This window comes from Serratia grimesii, from assembly GCF_900186025.1.
Taxonomy (GTDB): domain Bacteria; phylum Pseudomonadota; class Gammaproteobacteria; order Enterobacterales; family Enterobacteriaceae; genus Serratia; species Serratia grimesii.
In genome coordinates, this window is record NZ_LT883155.1 from 4,229,998 (window position 1) to 4,254,073 (window position 24,076).

General features: G+C 54.6%; 21 protein-coding genes and 1 other RNA gene. 10 read left to right on the forward strand and 12 right to left on the reverse strand.

Going from position 1 to position 24,076, the window contains the following annotated elements; all coding sequences use genetic code 11:
- Positions 1-61: 61 nt before the first annotated feature.
- The 7 genes from gcvP to SGBXF1_RS19895 all read right to left on the reverse strand — a co-directional run bounded on the left by gcvP (position 62) and on the right by SGBXF1_RS19895 (position 9,633).
- Entirely contained in the window at positions 62-2,941 is a 2,880-nt protein-coding gene (gene gcvP / locus SGBXF1_RS19865) for an aminomethyl-transferring glycine dehydrogenase (protein WP_037418250.1), read from the reverse strand.
- Positions 2,942-3,041: 100 nt separating this feature from the next.
- Complete coding sequence (gene gcvH, locus SGBXF1_RS19870; RefSeq protein ID WP_061808409.1) at positions 3,042-3,428, reverse strand: glycine cleavage system protein GcvH; 387 nt, start codon at positions 3,426-3,428, stop codon at positions 3,042-3,044.
- Positions 3,429-3,526: 98 nt separating this feature from the next.
- On the reverse strand, positions 3,527-4,624 hold the full coding sequence (gene gcvT, locus SGBXF1_RS19875) for a glycine cleavage system aminomethyltransferase GcvT (protein WP_037418244.1): 1,098 nt from the start codon (positions 4,622-4,624) through the stop codon (positions 3,527-3,529).
- A 582-nt stretch (positions 4,625-5,206) separates the two neighbouring features.
- Complete coding sequence (gene ubiI, locus SGBXF1_RS19880; protein WP_061808408.1) at positions 5,207-6,409, reverse strand: FAD-dependent 2-octaprenylphenol hydroxylase; 1,203 nt, start codon at positions 6,407-6,409, stop codon at positions 5,207-5,209.
- 86 nt (positions 6,410-6,495) lie between these two features.
- On the reverse strand, positions 6,496-7,674 hold the full coding sequence (gene ubiH, locus SGBXF1_RS19885) for a 2-octaprenyl-6-methoxyphenyl hydroxylase (RefSeq protein WP_186427425.1): 1,179 nt from the start codon (positions 7,672-7,674) through the stop codon (positions 6,496-6,498).
- Between the two features lie 4 nt (positions 7,675-7,678).
- On the reverse strand, positions 7,679-8,992 hold the full coding sequence (gene pepP, locus SGBXF1_RS19890; protein WP_186427426.1) for a Xaa-Pro aminopeptidase: 1,314 nt from the start codon (positions 8,990-8,992) through the stop codon (positions 7,679-7,681).
- A 62-nt stretch (positions 8,993-9,054) separates the two neighbouring features.
- The gene (locus SGBXF1_RS19895) at positions 9,055-9,633 is read right to left on the reverse strand and encodes a YecA/YgfB family protein (protein WP_082797647.1); all 579 of its coding nucleotides are present in this window, start codon (positions 9,631-9,633) and stop codon (positions 9,055-9,057) included.
- Positions 9,634-9,954: 321 nt separating this feature from the next.
- Between SGBXF1_RS19895 and zapA the strand changes: the two genes are divergently transcribed.
- The 3 genes from zapA to SGBXF1_RS19910 all read left to right on the forward strand — a co-directional run bounded on the left by zapA (position 9,955) and on the right by SGBXF1_RS19910 (position 11,144).
- Positions 9,955-10,284, forward strand: a complete 330-nt coding sequence (gene zapA, locus SGBXF1_RS19900; protein ID WP_012146623.1) for a cell division protein ZapA — start codon at positions 9,955-9,957, stop codon at positions 10,282-10,284.
- A gap of 41 nt (positions 10,285-10,325) precedes the next feature.
- Positions 10,326-10,508, forward strand: a non-coding RNA gene (gene ssrS / locus SGBXF1_RS19905) — 6S RNA.
- Between the two features lie 27 nt (positions 10,509-10,535).
- A complete protein-coding gene (locus SGBXF1_RS19910; protein WP_186427427.1) occupies positions 10,536-11,144 on the forward strand; it encodes a 5-formyltetrahydrofolate cyclo-ligase in 609 nt (202 codons plus the stop codon).
- Positions 11,145-11,188: 44 nt separating this feature from the next.
- On the opposite strand, the gene serA is transcribed toward SGBXF1_RS19910, so the two are convergent.
- Positions 11,189-12,427, reverse strand: coding sequence for a phosphoglycerate dehydrogenase (serA, locus tag SGBXF1_RS19915; RefSeq protein ID WP_037418231.1), 1,239 nt, complete (start codon positions 12,425-12,427; stop codon positions 11,189-11,191).
- Positions 12,428-12,751: 324 nt separating this feature from the next.
- The gene (gene rpiA / locus SGBXF1_RS19920) at positions 12,752-13,408 is read right to left on the reverse strand and encodes a ribose-5-phosphate isomerase RpiA (RefSeq protein ID WP_037418229.1); all 657 of its coding nucleotides are present in this window, start codon (positions 13,406-13,408) and stop codon (positions 12,752-12,754) included.
- A 203-nt stretch (positions 13,409-13,611) separates the two neighbouring features.
- Here rpiA and SGBXF1_RS19925 point away from each other — a divergent pair, with 203 nt between their 5' ends.
- Positions 13,612-14,505: a LysR family transcriptional regulator ArgP gene (locus SGBXF1_RS19925; protein ID WP_037418226.1), complete on the forward strand. Its 894-nt coding sequence runs from the start codon at positions 13,612-13,614 to the stop codon at positions 14,503-14,505.
- A 342-nt stretch (positions 14,506-14,847) separates the two neighbouring features.
- Here the strand turns inward: SGBXF1_RS19925 and SGBXF1_RS19930 are convergent, their stop codons facing one another.
- The 3 genes from SGBXF1_RS19930 to SGBXF1_RS19940 form a co-directional block, all read right to left on the reverse strand.
- The gene (locus SGBXF1_RS19930) at positions 14,848-15,579 is read right to left on the reverse strand and encodes an oxidative stress defense protein (protein WP_073963488.1); all 732 of its coding nucleotides are present in this window, start codon (positions 15,577-15,579) and stop codon (positions 14,848-14,850) included.
- Positions 15,580-15,701: 122 nt separating this feature from the next.
- Positions 15,702-16,319, reverse strand: a complete 618-nt coding sequence (gene argO, locus SGBXF1_RS19935; protein WP_037418224.1) for an arginine exporter ArgO — start codon at positions 16,317-16,319, stop codon at positions 15,702-15,704.
- 120 nt (positions 16,320-16,439) lie between these two features.
- A complete protein-coding gene (locus SGBXF1_RS19940) occupies positions 16,440-17,258 on the reverse strand; it encodes an IclR family transcriptional regulator (RefSeq protein ID WP_037418222.1) in 819 nt (272 codons plus the stop codon).
- 361 nt (positions 17,259-17,619) lie between these two features.
- Between SGBXF1_RS19940 and SGBXF1_RS19945 the strand changes: the two genes are divergently transcribed.
- The 6 genes from SGBXF1_RS19945 (at position 17,620) to SGBXF1_RS19970 (ending at position 23,981) form a co-directional block, all read left to right on the forward strand.
- Positions 17,620-19,176 carry a sugar ABC transporter ATP-binding protein gene (locus SGBXF1_RS19945; protein ID WP_186427428.1) on the forward strand — a complete coding sequence of 519 codons (1,557 nt, stop codon included), beginning with the start codon at positions 17,620-17,622 and terminating at the stop codon, positions 19,174-19,176.
- On the forward strand, positions 19,169-20,251 hold the full coding sequence (locus tag SGBXF1_RS19950; RefSeq protein ID WP_130381955.1) for an ABC transporter permease: 1,083 nt from the start codon (positions 19,169-19,171) through the stop codon (positions 20,249-20,251). The genes SGBXF1_RS19945 and SGBXF1_RS19950 overlap by 8 nt, the downstream gene beginning before the upstream one ends.
- Positions 20,252-20,266: 15 nt before the next feature.
- Positions 20,267-21,367, forward strand: a complete 1,101-nt coding sequence (locus SGBXF1_RS19955) for an ABC transporter substrate-binding protein (RefSeq protein ID WP_037418217.1) — start codon at positions 20,267-20,269, stop codon at positions 21,365-21,367.
- A 12-nt stretch (positions 21,368-21,379) separates the two neighbouring features.
- Positions 21,380-22,240: an SMP-30/gluconolactonase/LRE family protein gene (locus SGBXF1_RS19960; protein ID WP_186427429.1), complete on the forward strand. Its 861-nt coding sequence runs from the start codon at positions 21,380-21,382 to the stop codon at positions 22,238-22,240.
- Between the two features lie 255 nt (positions 22,241-22,495).
- Positions 22,496-23,494, forward strand: coding sequence for a 3-dehydro-L-gulonate 2-dehydrogenase (gene yiaK / locus SGBXF1_RS19965; protein ID WP_186427430.1), 999 nt, complete (start codon positions 22,496-22,498; stop codon positions 23,492-23,494).
- Positions 23,495-23,507: 13 nt separating this feature from the next.
- Positions 23,508-23,981, forward strand: a complete 474-nt coding sequence (locus SGBXF1_RS19970; protein ID WP_130381959.1) for a NanQ anomerase/TabA/YiaL family protein — start codon at positions 23,508-23,510, stop codon at positions 23,979-23,981.
- Positions 23,982-24,076 lie beyond the last annotated feature (95 nt).

The window sequence follows — 24,076 nt, forward strand, 5'->3', positions numbered from 1 at the left end:
ACAATAAAAAAGGGACACTGCATCATGCAGTGTCCCTTGATCATCCGCTTTGCCGAATGTGTTATTCGTATTCGCTCATCGGCACGCAAGAACAGAACAAGTTACGATCGCCGTACACGTCATCCAGACGCTTCACGCTCGGCCAGTATTTGTTCTCACGCACACCGGCGATAGGGAACACGGCCAGTTCGCGGCTATAGGCATGCTGCCAGTCGCTGACCAGCTCAGCCTGAATGTGTGGCGCGTTCACCAGTGGGTTGTCTTCCAATGGCCATTCACCTTTCGCTACACGATCGATTTCGCTGCGGATAGCCAGCATCGCGTCGATAAAGCGATCCAGTTCCACCTTGCTTTCTGATTCGGTTGGCTCAACCATCAACGTACCCGCAACCGGGAACGACATGGTCGGTGCATGGAAACCGTAGTCAATCAGACGTTTGGCAATATCCATTTCGCTGATGCCGGTCTCTTCCTTCAGTGGACGAATGTCGAGAATACATTCATGCGCCACACGGTGATCACGGCCGGTATACAGCACCGGATAAGCGTCTTTCAGGCGAGTCGCAATGTAGTTAGCATTCAGAATCGCGACCTGGCTTGCTTGCTTCAACCCTTCCGCGCCCATCATGCGGATATACATCCAGCTGATTGGCAGAATAGAGGCGCTGCCGAACGGTGCTGCAGAAACCGCGCCCTGTTGGGTTGTGACACCGTCAATTTGCACCACACTGTGGCCCGGAACAAACGGTGCCAGGTGTGCTTTAACGCCGATTGGCCCCATACCTGGGCCACCGCCGCCGTGCGGGATACAGAAGGTTTTATGCAGGTTAAGGTGAGAAACATCCGCACCGATATAACCAGGGGTAGTGATACCCACCTGAGCATTCATGTTGGCGCCGTCGAGGTAAACCTGGCCGCCAAACTGATGGACGATCTGGCACACTTCACGGATGGTTTCTTCATACACGCCGTGGGTCGACGGGTAAGTCACCATAATACAAGACAGCTCTTCACCCGCTTGTTCTGCCTTAATGCGCAGATCGTGCAGATCGATGTTGCCATTCTTGTCGCACGCCACCACGACCACACTCATGCCTGCCATCTGAGCAGAAGCCGGGTTGGTACCATGGGCAGAGCTTGGGATCAGACAGATATGACGGCCCGCTTCGTTACGGCTTTCATGGTAACGACGGATTGCCAGCAGACCGGCGTATTCACCCTGCGCACCTGAGTTCGGTTGCATGCAAACCGCATCGTAACCGGTTAATTGCACCAACCATTGTGACAGCTGACCGATCATCTGCTGATAACCTGCCGCCTGCTCTGGTGGGCAGAACGGATGCAGCTCGGAGAACTCAGGCCAGGTAATCGGGATCATTTCCGCAGCGGCATTCAGTTTCATGGTGCATGAACCCAATGGGATCATCGCCTGATTGAGTGCCAGATCTTTACGTTCCAGACGATGCATATAACGCATCATCTCGGTTTCGCTGTGGTAGCGGTTAAATACGGGGTGAGTCAGGATAGGTTCCTGACGCAGCATACCGGCAGGGATCGACTGGCTGTTTTTGCTCACTGCCGCGTCCAGTGCGTCAATGTTCAGACCGTGGTTGTCACCGGCCAGCAAGGCGAACAGGGTCTGTACGTCTTCACGTGAGGTGGCTTCGTCCAGCGTGATGCCCACTGCGCCATGAATATCGGTGCGCAGGTTGATACCGAAGCTCAACGCGCGTTCCAGTACCGCAGCCTTGTCTTTCACTTCCACCGTCAGGGTGTCAAACCAGGTTTTGTGGCGCAGTTGCAGGCCAGCCTGTTGCAACCCAGCGGCCAGAATGTCGGTCAGACGATGAATGCGCCCAGCGATACGCTGTAGGCCCTGTGGACCATGGTACACCGCATACAGGCTGGCGATATTGGCCAGCAGTACCTGCGAGGTACAGATATTCGAGTTAGCCTTTTCACGGCGAATATGTTGCTCACGGGTTTGCATCGCCATACGCAGTGCGGTGTTACCGGCAGCATCGCGAGAAACCCCAATGATACGGCCCGGCATTGAGCGTTTGAATTCATCACGGCAAGAGAAGAAGGCAGCATGCGGACCGCCGTAGCCCATCGGTACGCCAAAGCGCTGTGCGGAACCGAATACGACGTCTGCGCCCTGTTTGCCCGGTGCAGTCAGCAGCACCAACGCCATAATGTCAGCAGCCACGCTGGTGACAATTTTACGGTTTTTCAGTTCGGCCAGCAGTGCGCTGTAATCGTGCAGCTCACCCGTGGTGCCGACCTGTTGCAGCAGCACGCCAAACACGCCCTGCAGCTCCAATACTTTTTCAGCTTTATCGACGATGACTTCAAAGCCAAACGTTTCAGCACGGGTGCGTACAACGTCCAGCGTCTGAGGATGTACATCATCAGCGACGAAGAAACGGTTAGCATCTTTCAGCTTGCTGGCGCGCTTGGCCAACGCCATCGCTTCGGCTGCGGCTGTGGCTTCGTCCAGCAATGAAGCGGATGCCAGATCCAGACCGGTCAGATCAAGGGTCACTGTCTGGAAGTTCAACAGCGCCTCAAGACGGCCCTGTGATACTTCTGGCTGATAAGGGGTATAAGCGGTGTACCAGCCTGGGTTTTCCAGCATATTACGCAGGATCACCGGAGGCGTCAGCACCGCGCTGTAACCCATACCGATATAGGATTTGTAGCGCTGATTCTGCGAGGCAATCGCCTTCAGTTCGGCCAGCGCCTGATGTTCAGTAGCCGCATCGCCCACCGGCGGCGGCGCAGGCAGTTGAATATCTGCCGGCACAATCTGTTGGATCAGCGCGTTGAGCGAGCGTGCGCCCACCGCTTCCAGCAACTGCTGCTGTTGTTCTGCAGAAGAGCCGATGTGACGTTCGATAAACGCTTCGCTGTGTTCAAGTTGGCTGAGTGTCTGAGTCATTGCTACAAATTCCTGAATTCTTACGTGGTACGGGATTACGGGATATAGCTTGATCTATAACTAAAACGCCCCGGCCAAAAGGCCCGGGGCGTTGCAACGGTTACTCGTCGATCGAGGCCCGGTAAGCTGCGGCATCCAGCAGGTTGCCAAGCTCGGCAGGGTCGGAAGCCTTAATGCGGAACAACCAACCTTCGCCGTACGGATCGCTGTTGACCAGCTCCGGAGAGCTCTCCAGCGCATCGTTGGCCGCGATGATTTCACCGCTGATAGGGGCATAAATGTCGGAGGCGGCTTTCACCGACTCGGCAACCGCACAGTCTTCACCAGCGGAAACGGTCGCGCCCACATCTGGCAGGTCGACAAACACCATGTCACCCAGCAGTTCTTGCGCGTGTTCGGTAATGCCTACAACATATTCGCCATTGCCTGCGTCACGCACCCACTCATGGGATGTTGCATACTTCAATTCAGTTGGCACATTGCTCATCGCCCAATACTCCTTCGAAGAAATAATTTCCCTGCGTCTTTCACACCGTAGCGTTGTTGGCTACTGCACAAAATCCTTGGGGAATAACCAATAAAAAGTTAATTAGTCAGCGGCTTGCCGGCACGCACGAATCCAGGCTTGGTGACCTTAACCGGCATTTCGCGGTTGCGGATCTGTACGATAGCCTGTTCGCCAATACCAGCAGGCACGCGAGCCAGGGCAATGCTGAACCCCAGAGTCGGTGAGAATGAACCGCTGGTGATCACCCCTTCTTGCGTTTGGCCTGCTGCATCAGTGAAACGTACTGGCAGCTCATTACGTAATACGCCTTTTTCCGTCATGATCAAGCCGACCAGTTGCTCTGTGCCTAATTCACGCTGTTTTTCCAGCGCGTCGCGGCCAATGAACTGACGATCTTCCGGCTGCCAGGCAATAGTCCAGCCCATATTGGCAGCCAATGGCGAAATACCTTCATCCATCTCTTGCCCGTACAGATTCATGCCCGCTTCCAGACGCAATGTGTCGCGCGCGCCCAGGCCCGCAGGCTTAACGCCAGCAGCCAGCAGTTTCTGCCAGAAATCCACGACCTGCTCTTTTGGCAGCGCAATTTCATAACCCGCTTCGCCGGTATAACCGGTGGTCGCGATAAACAGATCTCCGGCCTGTACGCCGAAGAACGGCTTCATACCTTCAACCGCATTTTTTTGTTCTGGGGTAAATAAGGTACCGGCACGCTCTTTGGCCTGTGGGCCTTGCACCGCAACCAGCGCCAGATCGTCACGCACAGTCAGGGCTACGCCGTACGGAGCTGCATGCTCTTCGATCCAGGCCAGGTCTTTGTCACGCGTGGCGGAGTTCACCACCAGGCGGAAATAATCTTCAGTAAGGAAGTAAACGATCAGGTCGTCGATCACGCCGCCGGACGCATTCAACATGCCGGTATACAGCGCTTTACCCGGCTGAGTGAGCTTGGCGACATCGTTCGCCAGCAGGTAACGCAGGAACTCACGGGTACGGGCGCCGTGCAGATCCACAATGGTCATATGGGAGACATCGAACATACCGGCATCCTGACGCACGGCGTGGTGCTCATCGATCTGGGAGCCGTAATGCAGTGGCATCATCCAGCCATGAAAATCTACCATACGCGCACCGCACGCCACGTGCTGGTCGTACAATGGGGTTTGCTTTGCCATCTTTTCCCTCACTCCACAAATCCCCGTCATAATTCAAGCCGCCTCTTTGTTGGCTGCTCTTCTCACCCGAATCACTTACTTATATAAGCTCATCGTGCTCGATCGGTTGCCGCCGCGTTGCAACTCGAATTATTTAGGGTATTTAACATTACGATGATAGCGCCCAAAGACGGCTAACCGCCGCGACGCAAACGATACCTTTGTTCTGACGTTATCACCGAACGACCACATTAACCATAAGTTAAAATAGGCTTAACGCCGTTCAGGGCCAGTAAAAATCCGGGTTAGTGTGCAGAGTTTTTAACTGTAAAACTGCGCTTTAAGGCACAAAACCAACAATTAAAGCACCAAAAATCCGAAGTTATATAACAAATATACGGCCTGGTGCGGGATTTAGACTTTTGATAACTCATTATGGGATTAGAAAAAGTAATGGGAAAATTGACCTGAAATTAGATTATTTCAAATGAAGGGTTATATAGGAAAAAGCGATGAATATGAGGCGCAGGCCTGCACTGTTGGCGAGTGTGATCATACAAAGATAGGAGACAGAGAGGCCTGACGGCCTCTCTCAGGCTGTCGTCAGGCCAGCCACTCTGGCAGATCGTTCAGGCCCATCGCCTGACGTACCAATTTTGGCTTCACGCCAGGCAGGCTGTCAGCCAACCGTAGTCCAACATCACGCAGGAGTTTCTTCGCAGGATGGTTGCCATCGAACAGCTCGCGGAACCCCTGCATACTGGCCAGCATGACCGCGGCACCGTGCTTACGGCGGCGCTCATAGCGACGCAAATACAGATGCTGACCAATGTCTTTGCCCTGACGTTGCAAACGACGCAGCTCAGCAATCAACTCCGCGGCATCCATAAAGCCCAGGTTGACCCCTTGGCCAGCCAGCGGATGCACGGTATGTGCCGCATCCCCTACCAATGCCAAACGGTGTGCGGCAAAACTACGGGCGTAACGCCCGGTCAACGGGAAGGTCTGACGTTCACTTTCCACGGTACAGGTGCCAAGGCGTAAATCAAACGCCATCGCCAGCTCACGGTTGAACTGCTCTGGTTCCAATTGTTTCAGGCGTTCAGCCTCTTCCGGCGACACTGACCACACGATCGAGCTTAAATGCGGATCGTTGAACGGCAGAAACGCCAGAATGCCATCGCCATGAAACACCTGCCGCGCCGTCGCCAAATGTGGCTCTTCGGTACGGATGGTGGCAACTAACGCATGATGACGGTAGTCCCAGAAGGTCAATGGGATATCAGCATGCTGGCGCAACCAGGAATGGGCACCGTCGGCTCCAATCACTAACCGGGCGGTCAGCATACGGCCATCCTCCAGCGTGATAAAAGCGTCGTTTTCGCCCCAGGCGACTTGCTTAAGCTTCGCCGGAGTGATCAACGTGACATCACTCAAACTCTCCGCCCGCTTCCACAAGGCTTGCTGGATCACTGAGTTTTCAATGATATGGCCGAGGTGGCTGAAGCCACACTCGTCGCCGCGGAAGGCAATCTTGCCGAAGCTGTCGCGATCCCACACTTCCATCGCGTTATAGGCACTGGCACGCAGGTTGAGGATCTCGTCCCACACGCCAATGTGTTGCAGCAAACGCTCGCTCGCGGCGTTGATAGCGGATACACGCAGTGCTGGCTGTGGCTGCGGCGGCGTCATATCTGGCTGCTGATGCTCCAGCACGGCAACGCGCAGGCCACTGCCCTGCAAACCGCAGGCCATTGCCAGCCCCACCATACCGCCACCGGCGATAACCACGTCAAATGATTGCATGCTGCTTAATTTCCTTAAATGACTCGCTATGCAGCCATTGCACAGCAATTTGGGCGCAGCACGCTGCGCCCTGACTTAGAAACCGCTTAGCGATCTACCCAGCCCAAGGTTCGCTTGGCAAAGGCATCACGCACCGTCGGTAACTGGGCCATCGCCATCAGGCCCAGATTGCGGCCAACCACCAAGGGACCGTAACGATTGGCAAACAACCGGATCAAACCGTCCGTCACACCAATGGTCGCCTGCTGATCTTGCTGCCGCCGTTGCTGATAACGGCTCAGCAACGCATAACCGCCAGGGTCTTCCCCAGCATGCTGCGCTTCTGCCAACGTTTCTGCCAGCGACATCACGTCCCGCAGGCCAAGATTGAAGCCCTGACCGGCGATCGGATGCAACGTCTGTGCGGCGTTCCCCACCAGTGCCAGCCGATGGCTGACATGTTGGTTGGCCGTCAGCAGACTGAGCGGATAGCTGTGGCGTTTACCGGCACGAAGGATGCGTCCCAAGCGCCAGCCAAATGCCTGCTGTAATTCACCGATAAAACGCTCATCGTCCCACGCATCGACCTGTTCGCGATCTTCACGCGCGTGGCACCACACCAGAGAACTGCGCCCCTGCGACATGGGTAACAGCGCCAAAGGCCCGTAGCGGGTGAAACGTTCAAAGGCACGCCCCTGCGGATGCTCGGCGGTGGTGACATTGGCTATGGTAGCAAACTGCGGATAGTCACTTTGCTGCCACTGCACATTACAGGCCTGCGCCAGTGCCGAGCGCGACCCATCTGCCGCTACCAGCAGTTTCCCGCTGATACGCTGACCGTTATCCAGCAGCACCTCGGCTTGCTCTGCCGTGCGTACAACATCGACCACTCGGGCCGGACAGTGCAGCGTAACACCAGGCGCCTTGGCCAGCAGCGCAAACAGCCGTTGGCCTGCATCGTGCAGCTCAATCACCTGCCCCAACGCGTCGACCTGATAATCCTCCGCGTGCAAATTAACGAACCCGGCGTGGCCGCGATCGCTAACGTGCACCTGGGTGATGGCCGTCGCACAGTCACGCAACGCCGGCCAAACGCCGATGCGCGTCAACTGCTGACAAGTGCCCTGCGCCAAGGCAATGGCACGGGCGTCAAATCCCGGATGGCTGCGGTCGTCTGGCCGGGTCGCTTCGACCAAATCAACCGCCAATCGTCCCTGAGTAAGTGACGAGATAGCCAGCGCCAACGTTGCGCCCGCCATACCGCCACCAACGATGATTACACTCATGCTATTACCTTGCCGCCGCCATCAGTGCTTCTATGGCCTCAGCGTCTTTCACTACGCTGGCAGTCAGGTTCTCAATGCCGGTCGCGGTGATTAAAATGTCGTCTTCAATACGAATGCCCATGCCACGATATTCCTCTGGCACATCTGCGTCCGGCGCAATATACAGCCCCGGCTCAACAGTCAGCACCATGCCCGGCTCCAGCGTACGGTCACGGTCTGGCGTGCCATAATGGCCGACATCATGCACATCCAGCCCCAGCCAGTGCCCCAGACCATGCATATAGAATTGGCGATGCGCCTGCTCGGCAATCAACTGCTCCACTTCGCCTTTCAAGATCCCCAGCTCAACCAGCCCGGTAATCATGATACGTACCACTTCGTCGTTCACGACACGGATACTGATACCCGGCTTGAACATCTCCAATGCCCGCGTCAGTGACGCCAGCACGATGTCATACACCGCGCGCTGCGGTCGGCTGAATTTGCCGTTGACCGGGAAGGTACGGGTGATATCACCTGCATAACCTTTATACTCACAGCCTGCGTCGATCAGCACCAGGTCTCCATCGCGCAATTCACTTTCGTTCTCGGTGTAGTGCAGAATGCAGGCGTTCTCACCCCCACCGACGATGGTGTTGTAAGACGGATAGCGGGCGCCGGAGCGGGTGAATTCATGATGAATCTCCGCCTCAAGCTGATATTCGAACATACCGGGACGGCATTTCTGCATCGCACGGGTATGTGCCAATGCACTGATCTCACCAGCGCGGCGCATTATCACCATCTCTTCAGACGACTTGAACAGACGCATTTCATGCAGCCATGGACGCCAGTCCGTCATAGTCGCCGGTGCCTGCAGGTTTTGGCGGAACCCCTTGCGTAGCTTGTCTAGCGCCGAGAACAGGATCAGATCGGCATAAGCATATTGGCCCTGCGCGTGGTAAACCACGTCCAGACCGTTGAGCAGCAGGGGTAATTGCTCGTTGATTTCATCAAACGACAGCGCACGATCCACGCCCAGTTTCGCCGGGGCAGCATCTTGTCCCAGGCGGCGGCCAAACCAGATTTCTGCCGTCAGATCACGCACCCGGTTAAACAGTACGCTGTGGTTATGCGTCTCGTCGCTCTTCACCAGAATCAACACCGCTTCCGGCTCGTTGAAACCAGTCAGATACCAGAAATCGCTGTTCTGACGGTAAGGGTATTCTGTGTCTGCACTGCGCGTTGCTTCCGGCGCAGAGAAAATAATTGCCGCGCTGGCCGGAGCCATTTTCGCCAACAGCGCCTGACGGCGGCTGTTGAATTCCTGCTGAGTCATCACCTTCTCCTGAAATCAATCTGCCTGTGCTCACGGCCATCTAAGGACGTGAATTCGGATGTTTAGTGCAAGGTCGGCTTGGCATTTTCCGGCGCCGTTGGTTTGCGACGGGTAAATTCGGTATGGCATAAAATGGCGGCAACACGAACATACTCCACCACTTCCTCCAGAGAGTGCTCAAGCTCTTCCTGGTCTTCGTCTTCGTCATAACCGAGCTGGGCGATATTGCGCAAATCGTCGATCGCCTCACCCACTTCGTCTTTCACCTGAGCCAATTTCGGCTGCATCATGCCGAGCCCGAGGAGAAAATGATTCACCCAACCGGCCAGAGCATCCGCGCGGTCGAACACGCTGACCGTTTCGCCTTCCGGCATCATCAGTTGGAACATGAAATCGTCGTCTTCCAACGTTTCACGCGTAATCTCATGAAGTTGCTGCAATGGCAGGCTCAGCGCCTGCGGGAAGGCCACGCCTTCATTCGTCAGATCATAGACCAGCGATTGCCAGCCGGCGTCACGGCTGCCACCGCACAGCAGGCCGCTGATCAGGCCGTGCATTTCTGCTGCGGTTAATGCCACCGCTTGCTGGTTAAGGGCAACGGTCAAAGATTGGTAACTTGGAAATGTATTCTGTATAGACATGCGCATTCGTCATCGTTGGCAGGATAAGTTCGTGTTATGCTACCACCAAGGTCCGTCGCTGTACCAGATAAGCGCGACACCTCAGTGGCTAGTTATAATCGTGATGTGTCAGATCTCACACACTGCCGGCAAGGATCAAAATGACGCTAAATACGCATTTTGAAACCCTTTTTTGACTGGTAATGTCTGTCACAGTAGATTACAACCAGGTACTGAAAAAGGGGTTGTATCTTGGTACCTAGGTATATATAGTGGCGCCCGCTTTGGTTGGCCCGGTAAGGGTAGGCTGGGGCTGGCGCGAAATTTAGGCAGGAAGGTGGCATGTCTGCACAACCAGTAGATATTCAAATTTTTGGTCGCTCTTTAAGAGTCAATTGCCCGCCAGAACAACAAGATGCGTTGAACATGGCAGCGGTCGATCTTAACGAACGGTTGCAAGATCTTAAAGTTCGCACTAGAGTCACAAATACTGAGCAGCTCGTTTTCATCGCAGCATTGAACGTTTGTCACGAACTTGCTCAAGAACGGTTGAAAACCCGTGATTATGCGTCCAATATGGAACAACGCATTCGTATGCTGCAACAGACCATTGAACAAGCGTTGCTTGAACAAGGTCGCATCTCTGAACGTCAGGATGCACAATTCGAATAACTTAATTTGCTGAAATCCAAGGTTTCGGCAACGAGTAAAAAATTTCTCTGAGATGTTCGCCAGCGGGCCAGTCCCCTGAGCCGATATTTAGTACCAACAGAATGTGATGATCCGCGATCGGTGTGCATGCTCGGCCCGCCGAGAAGCCTTAAGATTGCGACAGCACGTTCACCTTGAACCATGGGTTCAAGGGTTACAGCCTGCGACGGCATCTCGGAGATTCCCCTTCCTCAGCGGTATGTGTGCTGACTATGTCTTTTCAAGCCCAATATGCCCAACAGCGGCAAGATATCCGACATCAAATCCGCCAGCGTCGACGCGCTTTAACGCCTGAACAACAACACACCTTTGCATTGCAGACGGCTGAACGCATTGCGGTACATCCACGTATTCTGGCAGCACAAAGCATTGCGGTATTTTTGTCGTTTGATGGCGAGCTAGACACCCGCCCGCTGATTGAACGGCTATGGCGACAAGGTTTACATGTTTACCTGCCGGTCTTGCATCCATTTAGCCCAGGGAATCTGTTATTTCTGCGCTATACCCCGGAAACACCACTGATTAGCAACCGCTTCAATATCCTTGAGCCACAGCTCGATGTGCGTAACGTCGTGCCGGTAGGGTCACTCGACGTGGTGTTGACGCCATTGGTGGCGTTTGACAGCTCGGGCCAGCGTTTAGGTATGGGCGGCGGATTCTATGATCGAACCCTGCAAAACTGGCAGCAAACAGGTCCTTACCCCATCGGGTTAGCTCATGATTGCCAACAAGTGGAACAGATACCGGCGGAACATTGGGATATCCCGCTGCCGGAGATCGTGACCCCGTCGCAGAATTGGGTTTGGCAGATAGCTAAATAGCAAAAGGCCGGAGTAATCCGGCCTTTTTGTCAAAACGCTTTCAATCAGAGCAGCAAGCGAGCACGGATGGTGCCGGCAATCGCCTTCATACGTTGCAGTGCAGCGTCGGCACGTTCAGTTTCTGCGTCAATGTCGATGACCACATAACCGATTTCCGGGCCAGTTTGCAGATACTGCGCAGCAATGTTCACCCCTTCTTCCGCGAAAATCTGGTTAATTTGCGTCAGTATGCCAGGGCGGTTTTCATGAATATGCAGCAAGCGGCTTGCGTTAGCACTGTGTGCAGGCAGCGACACTTCCGGGAAGTTGACCGCAGACAGTGTCGACCCGTTGTCGGAGTATTTCGCCAGTTTTCCAGCCACTTCATCACCGATATTTTCCTGCGCTTCCTGCGTAGAACCACCAATGTGCGGGGTCAGAATCACATTATCGAACTCGCACAGCGGTGAGTTAAACGGCTCGCTGTTAGTTGCAGGCTCTTCCGGGAATACGTCGATCGCCGCGCCGGCTAAATGTTTGCTGGCCAGTACGTTACACAGCGCAGGGATATCAACCACAGTGCCGCGTGAAGCGTTGATCAGAATAGAACCTGGCTTCATTAGCGCCAACTCTTCTGCGCCCATCATGTTCTTGGTCGACAGGGTTTCCGGCACATGCAGCGTCACCACATCGCTCATGTTGAGCAGATCAGACAGGTGACGTACCTGCTGGGCATTGCCTAATGGCAGCTTGTTCTCAATATCGTAAAAGAACACTTTCATGCCCAAGCCTTCGGCCAGAATGCCCAACTGGGTGCCGATATGGCCGTAGCCAATAATCCCCAACTTCTTGCCGCGTGCCTCAAACGAGCCAACGGCCAGTTTCTGCCATTCACCGCGGTGCGCCTTGGCGTTAGCGGACGGAATACCACGCAACAGCAGCAGCAGTTCGCCCAGCACCATTTCGGCCACGGATCGGGTATTAGAGAAAGGTGCGTTAAACACCGGAACGCCGCGTTTGGTCGCCGCCTTCAGATCAACCTGGTTAGTACCGATACAGAAACAGCCCACCGCCACCAGCTTTTCTGCGGCAGCGAAAACCTCTTCGGTCAGATGCGTACGCGATCGGATGCCGACGAAGTGAGCATCGCGAATGGATGCCTTAAGCGATTCGGTGTCTAACGCACCTTTGTGATATTCAATGTTGGTATATCCGGCTGCCAGCAGATTATCTACCGTGCTCTGATGAACCCCTTCCACCAACAGGAATTTAATCCTGTCTTTCTCCAATGATACTTTTGCCATTTACCCGACCCTATGTTCAGACTTCAGAAGCGGCTGTTGTTAAACAGCACCCATCCAACATAACAAAAATAACGCAGGCGGCAATACAAACGATTGCCCGCCCGTCAGTACAAGGCTCAGCGTTGTCGGTGGTTTCTGGCAGAAAATGCCAAAGGGAAAGAATTAGACAGGAGCTTCGTGGAGCTAACGCCCGTAATGTGACATATGTCACCAAATTTAGCGCTTTTAATAAAAGATGTTTTAGCCAGTGAATTATGCGGTCCGGTAGGATCCAAGACCGCATACAAAGGTGCGATGCAGGGGACGCCCCAAAGGCACCTTCGGTTATTGGACGACCTTCACACCCTCAGGTGTCCCAACCAGCGCCACATCAGCACCACGGTTGGCGAACAGACCGACGGTGACAACACCAGCGATACCGTTAATTTTGTTTTCTAACGCAATGGCATCGACGATGCTCAGGTTATGTACATCGAGGATCACGTTGCCGTTATCGGTCAACACATTCTGGCGATACTCCGGCAGACCGCCCAGTTTCACCAGCTCACGTGCGACGTAGGAGCGCGCCATCGGGATCACTTCCACCGGCAATGGGAATTTGCCCAGCACGTCGACCTGCTTGGTCGAATCGACGATACAGATAAACTTGCGCGCAATGGCGGCAATGATTTTTTCACGCGTCAGCGCAGCACCGCCGCCTTTGATCATCTGCATCTGACGGTTGATTTCATCCGCACCGTCGACATAGATATCCAGTGAATCTACTTCATTGCTGTCGAACACGTGGATGCCAAGGCTTTTCAACTTGGCCGTGGAAGCGTCAGAGCTGGACACCGCCCCTTCAATTTGGTGCTTGATCGAGCCGAGCGCATCAATAAAATGGGCGGCGGTCGAGCCAGTGCCAACACCGACGATGGTGCCTGGGGTAACGTAATCCAACGCTGCCCAGCCAACCGCTTTTTTCAGTTCATCCTGCGTCATAATATGTCCCTTGCCTCTGTACGAAAACGTGTGCGTATTATAGGGTAAATCACTCTTTTTCACTCAGGCAGGATCACACTTCTTTGCCTTAAGCCGCATTTTTAGGCGCATCGCGGCAATATAGCCCGATGATTTTCCACCTGTAAAACACCAGAGATGTGGCATAGTGCCTGTATCAATTTACTTTAAGGGATATCTTTCCGATGAAACGCCCAGACTATCGAACGCTACAAGCGCTGGACGCGGTGATCCGTGAGCGTGGCTTTGAGCGCGCCGCGCAAAAACTTTGTATCACCCAATCGGCAGTATCCCAGCGCATCAAGCAGTTGGAAAACCTGTTCGGCCAACCGCTGTTGGTGCGCACCGTGCCACCACGACCGACCGAACAGGGCCAGAAACTGTTGGCGTTGCTGCATCAGGTTGAGTTACTGGAAGAAGAATGGTTGGGTAACGACACCGGCATTGATACGCCGCTGCTGCTGTCGCTGGCGGTCAACGCCGACAGCCTGGCAACCTGGCTGCTGCCGGCCCTAAAACCGGTACTGACCGACTCTCCTATCCGTCTCAATCTCCAGGTAGAAGACGAAACACGTACTCAGGAACGCCTGAGGCGCGGCGAAGTGGTGGGCGCAGTGAGTATTCAGCCACAGCCGCTGCCAAGCTGTCTGGTAGATCAACTGGGTGCACTGGATTATCTGTTTGTCGCCTCAAAAGGCTTTGCCGAGCGTTACTTCCCGAATGGCGTTACGCGCTCCGCGCTGCTAAAAGCGCCTGCGGTCGCGTTCGATCATCTCGACGATATGCATCAGGCCTTCCTACAGCAAAACTTTGATCTGTCGCCGGGCAGCGTCCCCTGCCATATCGTGAACTCATCGGAAGCCTTCGTGCAGTTGGCACGCCAGGGCACCACCTGCTGCATGATTCCGCATTTGCAGATTGAGAAAGAGTTGGATTCAGGCGAGCTTATCGATCTGACACCGGGCTTGTTCCAGCGCCGCATGCTGTTCTGGCACCGCTTCGCGCCGGAAAGCCGCATGATGCGTAAAGTGACAGATGCCCTGCTTGAGCACGGCCGCCAGGTTCTGCGACAGGATTAAATAGAAAAGGTTGTGCGGTTATTTCATGGTAGGGGCGCAGCATGCTGCGCCCTATTGCATAATCAATAGGTCAAATCAGGTCGAACATGTTCGACCCCTACAGGTTTAGCCCTTACGCGGCTTAATCCGTCGTCTGAAAAACCAATCTTATACCCTAAATAATTGGAGTTGCATCACAACAAAACCACAGTTTTGTTGAACAGCGCTTGCGCTGGCCCCAACGGGGCGAGGCTTTGCCGAGTAACGCGGCCAAGGCAGGAGTCCCCAGGAGCTTACTCAAGTAAGTGACTGGGGTGACTGCCTGCAGCCAACACAGATGCTGCTTCAAGTATGACGGGTATATTATTGTGCTGCGTTACGCTGCAGCTCAAACACCACATCCACCTGATCATCAAAGTGAATGCTCTGCTGTTCGTAGGTTTGCGCTGCGTCAGATTCCGCTGCTGCACCCGCAGATTTATACATACGCGCTACTGGCATCGGCTGGTAGTTAGCGACATGGTAACGAATGCTGTAGACCGGCCCCAGTTTAGCGTTAAAGCCTTTTGCCAATGAAGCTGCCTGTTGCGTCGCGTTCTCGATAGCTTTTTGACGTGCTTGCTCGCGGTACACATCCGGTTTTGCCACACCCAATTCCACGGCGCGGATCTCATTCAGGCCAGATTTCAGTGCACCGTCCAGCAGCTCATTCAACTTATCCAACTGGCGTAGCGTCACCTGCACCTGGCGTACCGCACGGTAGCCTTTCAGCACTGACTCACCGGTTTTCAGGTAATCATATTCTGGCTGAGTGCGCAGGTTAGCAGCACTGATGTCTTTCTTTTCAATGTTGTTTTTTTGCAGGAAATCAAAGTACTGCGCGACACGCTCATCGACCTGCTTTTTCGCCTGTGCAGCGTCTTTGGAGGATACGCTGACTTCGATCGCCAGAGTGGCGATGTCTGGTGTCGCATCAACGCTAGATGTGCCTGAGGTCACCACGTGCGGCCCTTCCGGCACTTCAGCCGCTTGCAGCGCCAGAGGTAATGTCCCTAATCCAATCATTGCGGCCATAGCCAATGCTTTAAGCTTCACAGTGTCTCCTTGATGACAGGCTGTAACTGATTACCGACCTTTCTCTACCGAGAGCAGCCGGTTCCTTGGCATCAAACGTAGCATAACGCACGGGCTTTTGAATTCGGATTAGTGACAAATTCTTATAAACTTGCCCCCTGCCAGGCCAACTGCAAGGCGATGCCCCACATCACCACGCCGACCAGCGTATTGATGACACGTTGCGCCATTTGAGTTTTCAGCCACGGTGCCAGCCAAGAGGCCAGCAACGCCAGCGCGAAAAACCAAACGATGGAAGCACTCACCGCCCCCAGTGCAAACCAGGAACGCACATCCGGTGCCAGTTGTCCCCCAAGGCTGCCCAGCACAACAAAAGTATCAAGGTAAACATGTGGGTTCAGCCAGGTCACCGCCAACATGGTGACTACCAGTCGCCAACGGCTCTGCTTCAACTCCTCCGCCGTCGCCAGCGTCAAGTGACGACTGAATGCGGTGCGAAATGCGCCCCAGCCGTACCATAAAAGAAAGGCCACGCCGCCCCAGGTGACCAATGCCAGCAGCAACGGCGAACGGCTCAGTAAGGCGCTACCGCCAAAAATACCGCCGCAGATCAACACAATGTCGCTCAATGCGCACAGTGACGCGATCATCAAATGATACTGACGGCGTATCCCCTGATTCATCACAAAAACGTTTTGCGGGCCCAGCGGCAGGATCATCGCCGCGCTCAGGGCAAAACCCTGCAAAAAGACAGCTAACATGGAATTCCTCACAGAAAAAAACGCCATTCAGCGGCGCGTGTCGGTCAACACGCGCATCATATGAGGAAAAAATTATTAGGTGAAATTGATATTTCTAATCAACTATCAGAAATACTAATACTAGGCAGGAATGACAAACCCCAGCTCTTGAGAAATGCGTTGGGCGGTCGCCAACACGGGTTTAATCAAGGCATTAACACCAATCTGTTGCAGTTTGGCGGTGGGTAACGAAACGGATACGGCGTAGGGAACCCGTTGCTGGATATCGAACACCGGTGCCGCCACGCAGGATACACCCAGCTCATTCTCTTCACGATCCATTGCCATGCCGCGCAGGCGAATATCGGCCAGTTCGTCATACATCTTTGGCAGTTCGGTGATGGTATTGCGCGTTAGCGTCTGGATTTCATGCTGATGTGTCTGCCAATAGTGATCGGGATAATCACTGTTGCCGTAGGCCATAAAAATCTTGCCCATCGCCGAGCAATACAGCGGCATATGCTGGCCAATATAGGCACGGGTACGCATCATGCCGGTCGTCGGCTCCAGCTTGTAGATCAAAATGACATGATCATCTTCGCGGCTGGAGAAGTTTACCGTCTCCCCGACTTCCAGATTGAGCTGTTCCAGATGGGGCGCAGCAACATGGATGATATTCAGCGAAGAAAGCGCCTTTTGCCCGACAGAAATAAACTTGGTGGTCAGTCGATAACTGCCGGGCGAAGGTGCCTGGGTGACATAACCGCTGGTATGCAGCCCTTGCAGCAAACGATGGACAGTGCTTTTGTTCATGCCGGCCAGCTCAGACAGGTGCGCCAGTGGGCAGCCGTTAGGGAAGTTGCTCAGGATCTCAATCAGTTGCAAACCACGGAACAGGCTTTGGCTACCCAAGGGTTTGTCTTTCTTGTCATCTTTCTCGTCGACAGCTTTCAGGCTCATAGCGCAATTTCTCCAGTATCGAGCCGCCAGCCAACGCCACGGCGTAGTAAACGGGCTCTTTGCCAAGAATGTTACCCCAAGGCCCGCATCAGGTGAAGACGGAACGCCGTTTCATTGTCCGTAGCGGGTTGAAAATGCGCAACATTTCGCTAACTTCCGAAGTGAGTTATACGTCACAATTCCGCAAAGAGATAAATAACCATTTGTTTTAAAACAATAATTAAAACACCTCTGGCTTTGCTTTAGATCGGCGTTCGGCATATTATTTTTGAAATTGAATTTCGCATGTTGAAATTTAATGATGATATAAACACCAATTCGCACACGCCGATCGCGTATGCAGGTACCAGGGACGCATCACATGACAACACCAGATAATGCGGAACAACCCATCCTTACCCTCAGCCATATTGTTAAACGCTTTGGCGGCAACGTCGCCGTGAATGACGTGAGCCTGCAGGTGATGCCAGGTGAAGTGCTGGCCCTGCTGGGCGAAAATGGCGCAGGCAAATCGACACTGATCAAAGTGCTGGCCGGGGTTTACCCACGCGATAGCGGCGACATCCAGTTTCAAGGGGCCAGCATAGCCTCCGCCGCAGCGATAAAAAGTGACAGCCGCCAGCCTATTGCCTTTATCCATCAGGATCTTGGGCTGATCGAATGGATGACGGTAGCGGAAAACATGGCGCTGGTGATGGGTTTTCCACGCCGCTTCGGCCTGATCGACTGGCGTGCTATCCGCCGCCGTGCTGTTCAGGCACTTCAGGATGTCGGCATAGCGTTGGATCCCGATGCCAGAGTATTCGAGCTGTCGCGCACTGAAAAATCGTTGCTGGCGATAGCCCGTGCCGTGGCGGTTAACGCCGAACTGCTGGTGCTGGATGAACCCACCGCCTCGCTGCCCGCCAACGACGTACGCCACTTGTTCGCAGTGATTAACCGGCTGCGTGACAAAAAGGTCGGCATGATTTACGTCACCCACCGACTGGACGAAGTGATCGAAATTGCCGACCGGGTCTGTGTCATGCGTGACGGGCGCTACGTAGCAGGTGGCAATACCGCCGACTACTCACTGCGTGATCTGGTGCAGATGATCGTAGGTGAAGCCATGGCGGACGATCAGCGCGAACCCTTGCCAGAAAATCGACCACCTGTATTGCAGCTCAATAAGGTAACGGTGGGCGATATCGGCCCGGTCAGCTTCAATCTGCAACCTGGCGAAATGCTGGCACTGGCAGGCCTACGCGGCGCCGGGCAGGAAGAAATTGGCCGGTTGCTGTTCGGCCTGCGCCACGCTGATGAGGGCGAAATCCGTTTTCGCAACCAAAGCTACACCGCCAGCAGCCCCCAACAAGCCATGGCCTGCGGCGTATCGCTGGTCGCGGGCGATCGCACCGGCGAGAGCCTGGTGATGTCGATGAGCGTGCGTGAAAACCTGTTTATCAACCCCTGTGCCAGCGGCCACAAGCTGCTGTCACGCTACAGTCGCCGGGCCGAGATCGGCGCCAGCTGGTGGAAAGTACAGTTGTTCGACGTGCGACCCAAGGACGTCAATATCGATATCAGCGCCCTGTCCGGCGGTAACCAACAAAAGGTAGTGATGGCGCGCTGGATGCACCTGAGCGCTCCGTTGCTGATCCTGGAAGACCCTACTGCTGGCGTAGACGTTGGTGCACGGGCTGAAATCTATCATCTGTTAAATAAATCCCTGGAGGAAGGCGTGGCTGTATTGGTGATCTCCAACGACTTTGAGGAGATCGCCCATATCTGCAACCGCGCACTGGTGTTTAACCGGGGAGAAGTGGTCGGCGAGCTGAAAAATCAGCAGGTGTCATTCGCCAATTTATTGGAACTGGCTTCTGCCAGCGCCGGGGAAATTCTCGAGACAAGATTAGAATCTGAGGTGGGTCATGTCTAAAACATCGGTTAAATCAACAGCACTGGAGCAAAGGGTCAGCCTGTCACAAGACGGTACCGGCCCTTGGCTGATGCAGGTCCTTACCCGCTACGGCCTGCTGCTGCTGTGCATTGCGCTGGTGATCTTGTTTTCACTGATCACACCTTCGTTCGCGTCGATGCTAACACTGCAAGCGATCCTCTCCAGTAAGGCCAAGATCGCTCTGTTGGCACTGGCGGCAACCATCCCGATGATCGTCGGGAAAATTGACCTTAATGTCGGCTTTGGCATCGTGCTGTGGCATATCCTGGCTATTACATTACAGGTGGAATACGGTTTTTCATGGCAGATGGCGGTGCTAACCGTACTCGCGATCTCTGCTTTGTACGGCCTGTTGAACGGGATTCTGGTCGCACTCGCGGATATTGACAGCTTTGTTGCGACTCTCGGATCCGGCACCGTGCTGTATGCCATAGCCCTGTGGCATTCCGGCGGCCGGCAGATCGTCGGCGATCTACCCGACGCCTTTATCGCTCTGCACCATACCGAGATCGGCGGGATCCCGATCGTGGCATTCTACGTACTGATCGTCGCCATCGTACTGTGGTTGATCACTGAACACACTCCGCTGGGTCGTTGTATGTACGCTGTCGGTGGCAACCCGGCAGCAGCGCGGCTGAACGGTATTTCGGTCAATCGCTTTACCATCGGTGCCTTTATTGCCTCCAGCGTACTGACCGGTTTTAGCGGTGTACTGATCGCCGCCGAACAGGGCGTGGGTCAAGCCAGCGTCGGTATGGATTACCTGTTACCGGCGCTGGTCGGCGCTTTCCTCGGCAGCACCACCATCCGCCCCGGTCGGGTTAACGTCTGGGGCACCGTGGTCGGCATCGCCATTCTTGCCATCGGCATTGCCGGTATTCAGCAGTTCGGCGGTGAATTCTGGGTCGAACCGCTGTTCAACGGCGCAACACTGCTGCTGTCCATCACTCTGGCGGGCTATGCCCAGCGCCGCCGGTTGCTCAACCAAAAAGCGGTACAACGCACTCCAGCCACCACGGCTGATAAAAATAACCAAAAAGCGATCAATCCTTAACCAGGAGCTCACCGAATGAAACGTCTTTGGATATTACCCACAACCCTGCTGCTGGCCAGCACCGTCTCCCCCGCCTGGGCCGATGCCTATCTCGATCAGGCCACGGCGGCCGTTGCCAAAGCCACCGCCAGCGTAACCCAGTGGGATGGACCCACCAGCGGGCCAAAATTGCAGGCCAATAAGAAAATCATCTTTATTGCATCAGACATGAAAAACGGCGGTGTGCAGGGAGTGCAGGAAGGACTGAGTGAAGCGGCAAAAGCGGCCGGGTGGAAACTGGAAACCCTGGATGGCGGCGGCTCGGTGAAAGATCAGTTGGCGTCACTGAATCAGGCAATCGCCCAGAAACCGGATGGCATCGTGATCGGTGGTTGGAACCCCAACGTGGCCAAGATCCCGCTGAAAAAGGCTATTCAGCAGGGCATCATACTCACCGCCTGGCACGCAGTACCGGAACCGGGGCCGATCGCCAAATATAACGTGTTTTATAACGTCACTTCTGACTCCAACGACGTGGCACGTATTGCTGCCCAATATGCCGTTGTCCAGTCCGGCGGTAAGGCCAATGTGTTGATCTTTACCGATTCGCTATACCAAATCGCGCTGGACAAGGCCAACGTGATGAAAGAGGAAATCGGTAAATGCAGCGGTTGTAAGGTGGTCGAGTTTATCGACACCCCGCTGGCGGATACCGCCAACCGTATGCCGGCCATGACCTTCAGCCTGCTGCAAAAATACGGCGATCAGTTCCAGTACGCACTGGCCATTAACGATCTGTATTTTGATTTTATGGCGCCCGCCCTGAAAACTGCCGGTAAAGGCGGCAAAAATGCCCCCTACAGTATTTCTGCTGGTGATGGCTCTATTTCCGCCTATCAACGCATCCGCTCCGGCGGCAGCCAGTCAGCCACGGTGCCGGAACCGCTCAAATTGCACGGCTGGCAACTGCTGGATGAATTTAACCGCGCCTTTGCCAAGCAACCGCCTTCCGGTTATGTCACTCCGGCGCATCTGGTAACCCGCGACAATATTACTGCCGATGGTGGCAGCAACAACCTGTATGACCCGCAGAATGATTATCAGGGTCACTACAAAGCCATCTGGGGTGTGAAGTAAGCGGAGGTCAGCATGAATGAACTGATGGCAGGCCATCAGCTTGAACGCCTGTGCTCACCGGCCATCTGGGCCGAGGGGCCGGTGTGGCTGCCGAAACAGGATGCCATGGTGTTCAGCGATGTGAAGGGCAACCGCATGTTCCGCTGGTCGCGACAGGGGGAGCTCAGCCTGTGGCGTTCCCCTTCTCACTATGCCAACGGCAATGCACGTGATGCTGAAGGCCGAGTGATCAGTTGCGAGCACGGTCGGCGCGGCATCAGCCGAACCGACCATAACGGCGAAGTGCAGATGCTGATCGATCGGGTCGACGGCAAGCGTTTCAACTCCCCCAATGATCTGGCGGTGCGTTCCGACGGCACAATCTGGTTTACCGATCCCCCCTACGGCATTACCGGTGACGAAGAGGGCTATAAGTCGGAAAGCCAGGTGATTGGCTGCTACCTCTACTGCTTTGATCCGCGTGACGGCTCACTGAACATTGCCGCCAGTGATCTACAGCGACCAAATGGCCTGGCGTTCTCACCGGATGAGTCTCTGCTGTATGTGGCAGACATGTCGATTGTCGACTTCCCCACGCTTGGACGCAGTGAACTGCGAGTGTATTCGGTCAACGGGCGTGAACTGGATGCCGGTCAGCGCTTTACCTGCGTGACACCAGGCTTCCCGGACGGCTTCTGTGTCGATAAAGCCGGTAATTTGTTTTGCAGCTGTGCAGACGGAGTGCTGATCTTCGACAGCCAAGGAAAACAGCTCGGTAAGATTGAGGTGCCAGAACGCGTCTCTAACTGCACTTTCGGCGGGCCGGGCGGTAATGAGTTGTACATTACCGCCACCACTTCGTTATACCGCATCGTACTGAATACTCGCGGATAACGGGGAAAATGATGTTCGCAGAGCGGGCCTGTTCCGCTCTGCTTTGCCACGTCTGAAGCACGCCAACGGCCCAAAACGTGCCGTCGATCACAAATTCATCAAGTTAATTTAACACACTGTTTTATATAAATAACTTTCTCTCCCATCGCTTTGACTTCGTTTAAACGCAGGTATAGCATTTATTTGAAATGTGATTTCGTATAGTGAAATTTAAAGAACACAAAACAAACAAATGCGCCGTAGCGGAGAATCAGCATGAGAGTGAGTTACACCGATCTAAAGCAGCAATTCAAACGTGTGCTACTGGCGCGGGGCGTGACGGAAGGCACTGCCGATGACTGTGCCGGTATGTTCGCCGACACCTCCGCCAGCGGCGTTTACTCCCACGGTGTTAACCGTTTCCCGCGTTTTATTCAGCAGTTGGATGCCGGTGATATCGTGCCGGACGCCGAGCCCAGTAAGCTGTTGTCATTGGGGGCTATTGAGCAGTGGAACGCGCATCAGGGCATTGGCAACCTTACCGCCCGCAAGATGATGGATCGCGCCATGCAATTAGCCGATCAACACGGCATCGGCCTGGTGGCACTGCGTAATGCCAATCACTGGATGCGCGGCGGCGGTTATGGCTGGCAAGCTGCGGAGAAAGGCTATATCGGTATCTGCTGGACCAACTCAATCGCTGTGATGCCGCCTTGGGGGGCCAAAGAGTGCCGTATCGGTACCAACCCGCTGATCGTCGCGGTGCCGGGCAATCCGATCACCATGGTGGATATGTCGATGTCGATGTTCTCCTATGGCGCACTGGAGCTGAACCGCCTGGCGGGTAAAACCCTGCCGGTGGACGGCGGCTTCGATAACGACGGGCAGCTGACGCGCGATCCGGCCACCATTGAAGAAAACCGACGTATTTTGCCAATGGGCTACTGGAAAGGATCTGCACTGTCGATCGTGCTGGATATGATCGCCACCCTGCTTTCCGGCGGATCGTCCGTGGCGGACGTCACTGAAGACAACCGCGACGAGTACGGCGTGTCGCAAGTGTTCATTGCCATTGAGATTGAACGCTTGATCGACGGCGCGACCCGCGATGCCAAACTGCAACGCATCATGGATTACATCACCCACGCTGAACGCGATAACCCAGAGGTGGCTATCCGTCTGCCAGGGCATAAATTCCCGCGCATTCATGCAGAAAACATGCGTGATGGTATCCCGGTAGATGAGCGCATCTGGGCGCGCATTCAGGCGCTGTAACAGGAGAAAAACCATGATCTTCGGCCATATCGCCAATACTTCGCAGGAACACTACCCGGCACCGGTGGCCCACGCCATCGCCTATTTGCAAGGCACGGATTTTAGCGCCCTGCCCGCCGGACGTTATCAAGATCCCGCTACCGGTTACGTGGTGCAGGTACTGGATCTACACACCCAGCAACCGAGCGATCTGCGGCCCGAAGTGCACCGCCAAAATGTCGACGTGCAGTTTCTGGTCAGCGGTACTGAATTGATCGGTGTGGCGGCAGATCGCGGTAATAACCGGATCCACCAAGAGTTACTGGCGCAGCGCGACATTATTTTTTATCAGGACGTCGCGGATGAATCCTGGTTAACCATGCAGCCCGGTAATTTTGCGGTATTTTTCCCGCAGGATGTGCATCGCCCGGCCTGTATTAATCAGCAACCCAGCGCTATTCGCAAAGTGGTGGTGAAAATACCGTTGGAATTATTTAACCACCAATAAGCAACGCTGATTTTATAACGATCAACAACATGGGCCTTCGGGCCTGTGCGGGCGCCCCTGCGCCTTAAACCACCAAAACAATAAAATCTGACCCT

Bases quoted from the DNA above. Each gene is read 5' to 3' on its own strand.
- ubiH (WP_186427425.1), bottom strand. From the start codon at position 7,674: ATGAGTGTAATCATCGTTGGTGGCGGTATGGCGGGCGCAACGTTGGCG.
- SGBXF1_RS19950 (WP_130381955.1), top strand. From the start codon at position 19,169: ATGTCTAAAACATCGGTTAAATCAACAGCACTGGAGCAAAGGGTCAGC.
- gcvP (WP_037418250.1), bottom strand. From the start codon at position 2,941: ATGACTCAGACACTCAGCCAACTTGAACACAGCGAAGCGTTTATCGAA.
- serA (WP_037418231.1), bottom strand. From the start codon at position 12,427: ATGGCAAAAGTATCATTGGAGAAAGACAGGATTAAATTCCTGTTGGTG.
- SGBXF1_RS19925 (WP_037418226.1), top strand. From the start codon at position 13,612: ATGAAACGCCCAGACTATCGAACGCTACAAGCGCTGGACGCGGTGATC.
- SGBXF1_RS19955 (WP_037418217.1), top strand. From the start codon at position 20,267: ATGAAACGTCTTTGGATATTACCCACAACCCTGCTGCTGGCCAGCACC.
- gcvT (WP_037418244.1), bottom strand. From the start codon at position 4,624: ATGGCAAAGCAAACCCCATTGTACGACCAGCACGTGGCGTGCGGTGCG.
- SGBXF1_RS19910 (WP_186427427.1), top strand. From the start codon at position 10,536: ATGTCTTTTCAAGCCCAATATGCCCAACAGCGGCAAGATATCCGACAT.
- gcvH (WP_061808409.1), bottom strand. From the start codon at position 3,428: ATGAGCAATGTGCCAACTGAATTGAAGTATGCAACATCCCATGAGTGG.
- yiaK (WP_186427430.1), top strand. From the start codon at position 22,496: ATGAGAGTGAGTTACACCGATCTAAAGCAGCAATTCAAACGTGTGCTA.
- SGBXF1_RS19960 (WP_186427429.1), top strand. From the start codon at position 21,380: ATGAATGAACTGATGGCAGGCCATCAGCTTGAACGCCTGTGCTCACCG.
- rpiA (WP_037418229.1), bottom strand. From the start codon at position 13,408: ATGACGCAGGATGAACTGAAAAAAGCGGTTGGCTGGGCAGCGTTGGAT.
- ubiI (WP_061808408.1), bottom strand. From the start codon at position 6,409: ATGCAATCATTTGACGTGGTTATCGCCGGTGGCGGTATGGTGGGGCTG.
- SGBXF1_RS19895 (WP_082797647.1), bottom strand. From the start codon at position 9,633: ATGTCTATACAGAATACATTTCCAAGTTACCAATCTTTGACCGTTGCC.
- pepP (WP_186427426.1), bottom strand. From the start codon at position 8,992: ATGACTCAGCAGGAATTCAACAGCCGCCGTCAGGCGCTGTTGGCGAAA.
- SGBXF1_RS19945 (WP_186427428.1), top strand. From the start codon at position 17,620: ATGACAACACCAGATAATGCGGAACAACCCATCCTTACCCTCAGCCAT.
- argO (WP_037418224.1), bottom strand. From the start codon at position 16,319: ATGTTAGCTGTCTTTTTGCAGGGTTTTGCCCTGAGCGCGGCGATGATC.
- zapA (WP_012146623.1), top strand. From the start codon at position 9,955: ATGTCTGCACAACCAGTAGATATTCAAATTTTTGGTCGCTCTTTAAGA.
- SGBXF1_RS19970 (WP_130381959.1), top strand. From the start codon at position 23,508: ATGATCTTCGGCCATATCGCCAATACTTCGCAGGAACACTACCCGGCA.
- SGBXF1_RS19940 (WP_037418222.1), bottom strand. From the start codon at position 17,258: ATGAGCCTGAAAGCTGTCGACGAGAAAGATGACAAGAAAGACAAACCC.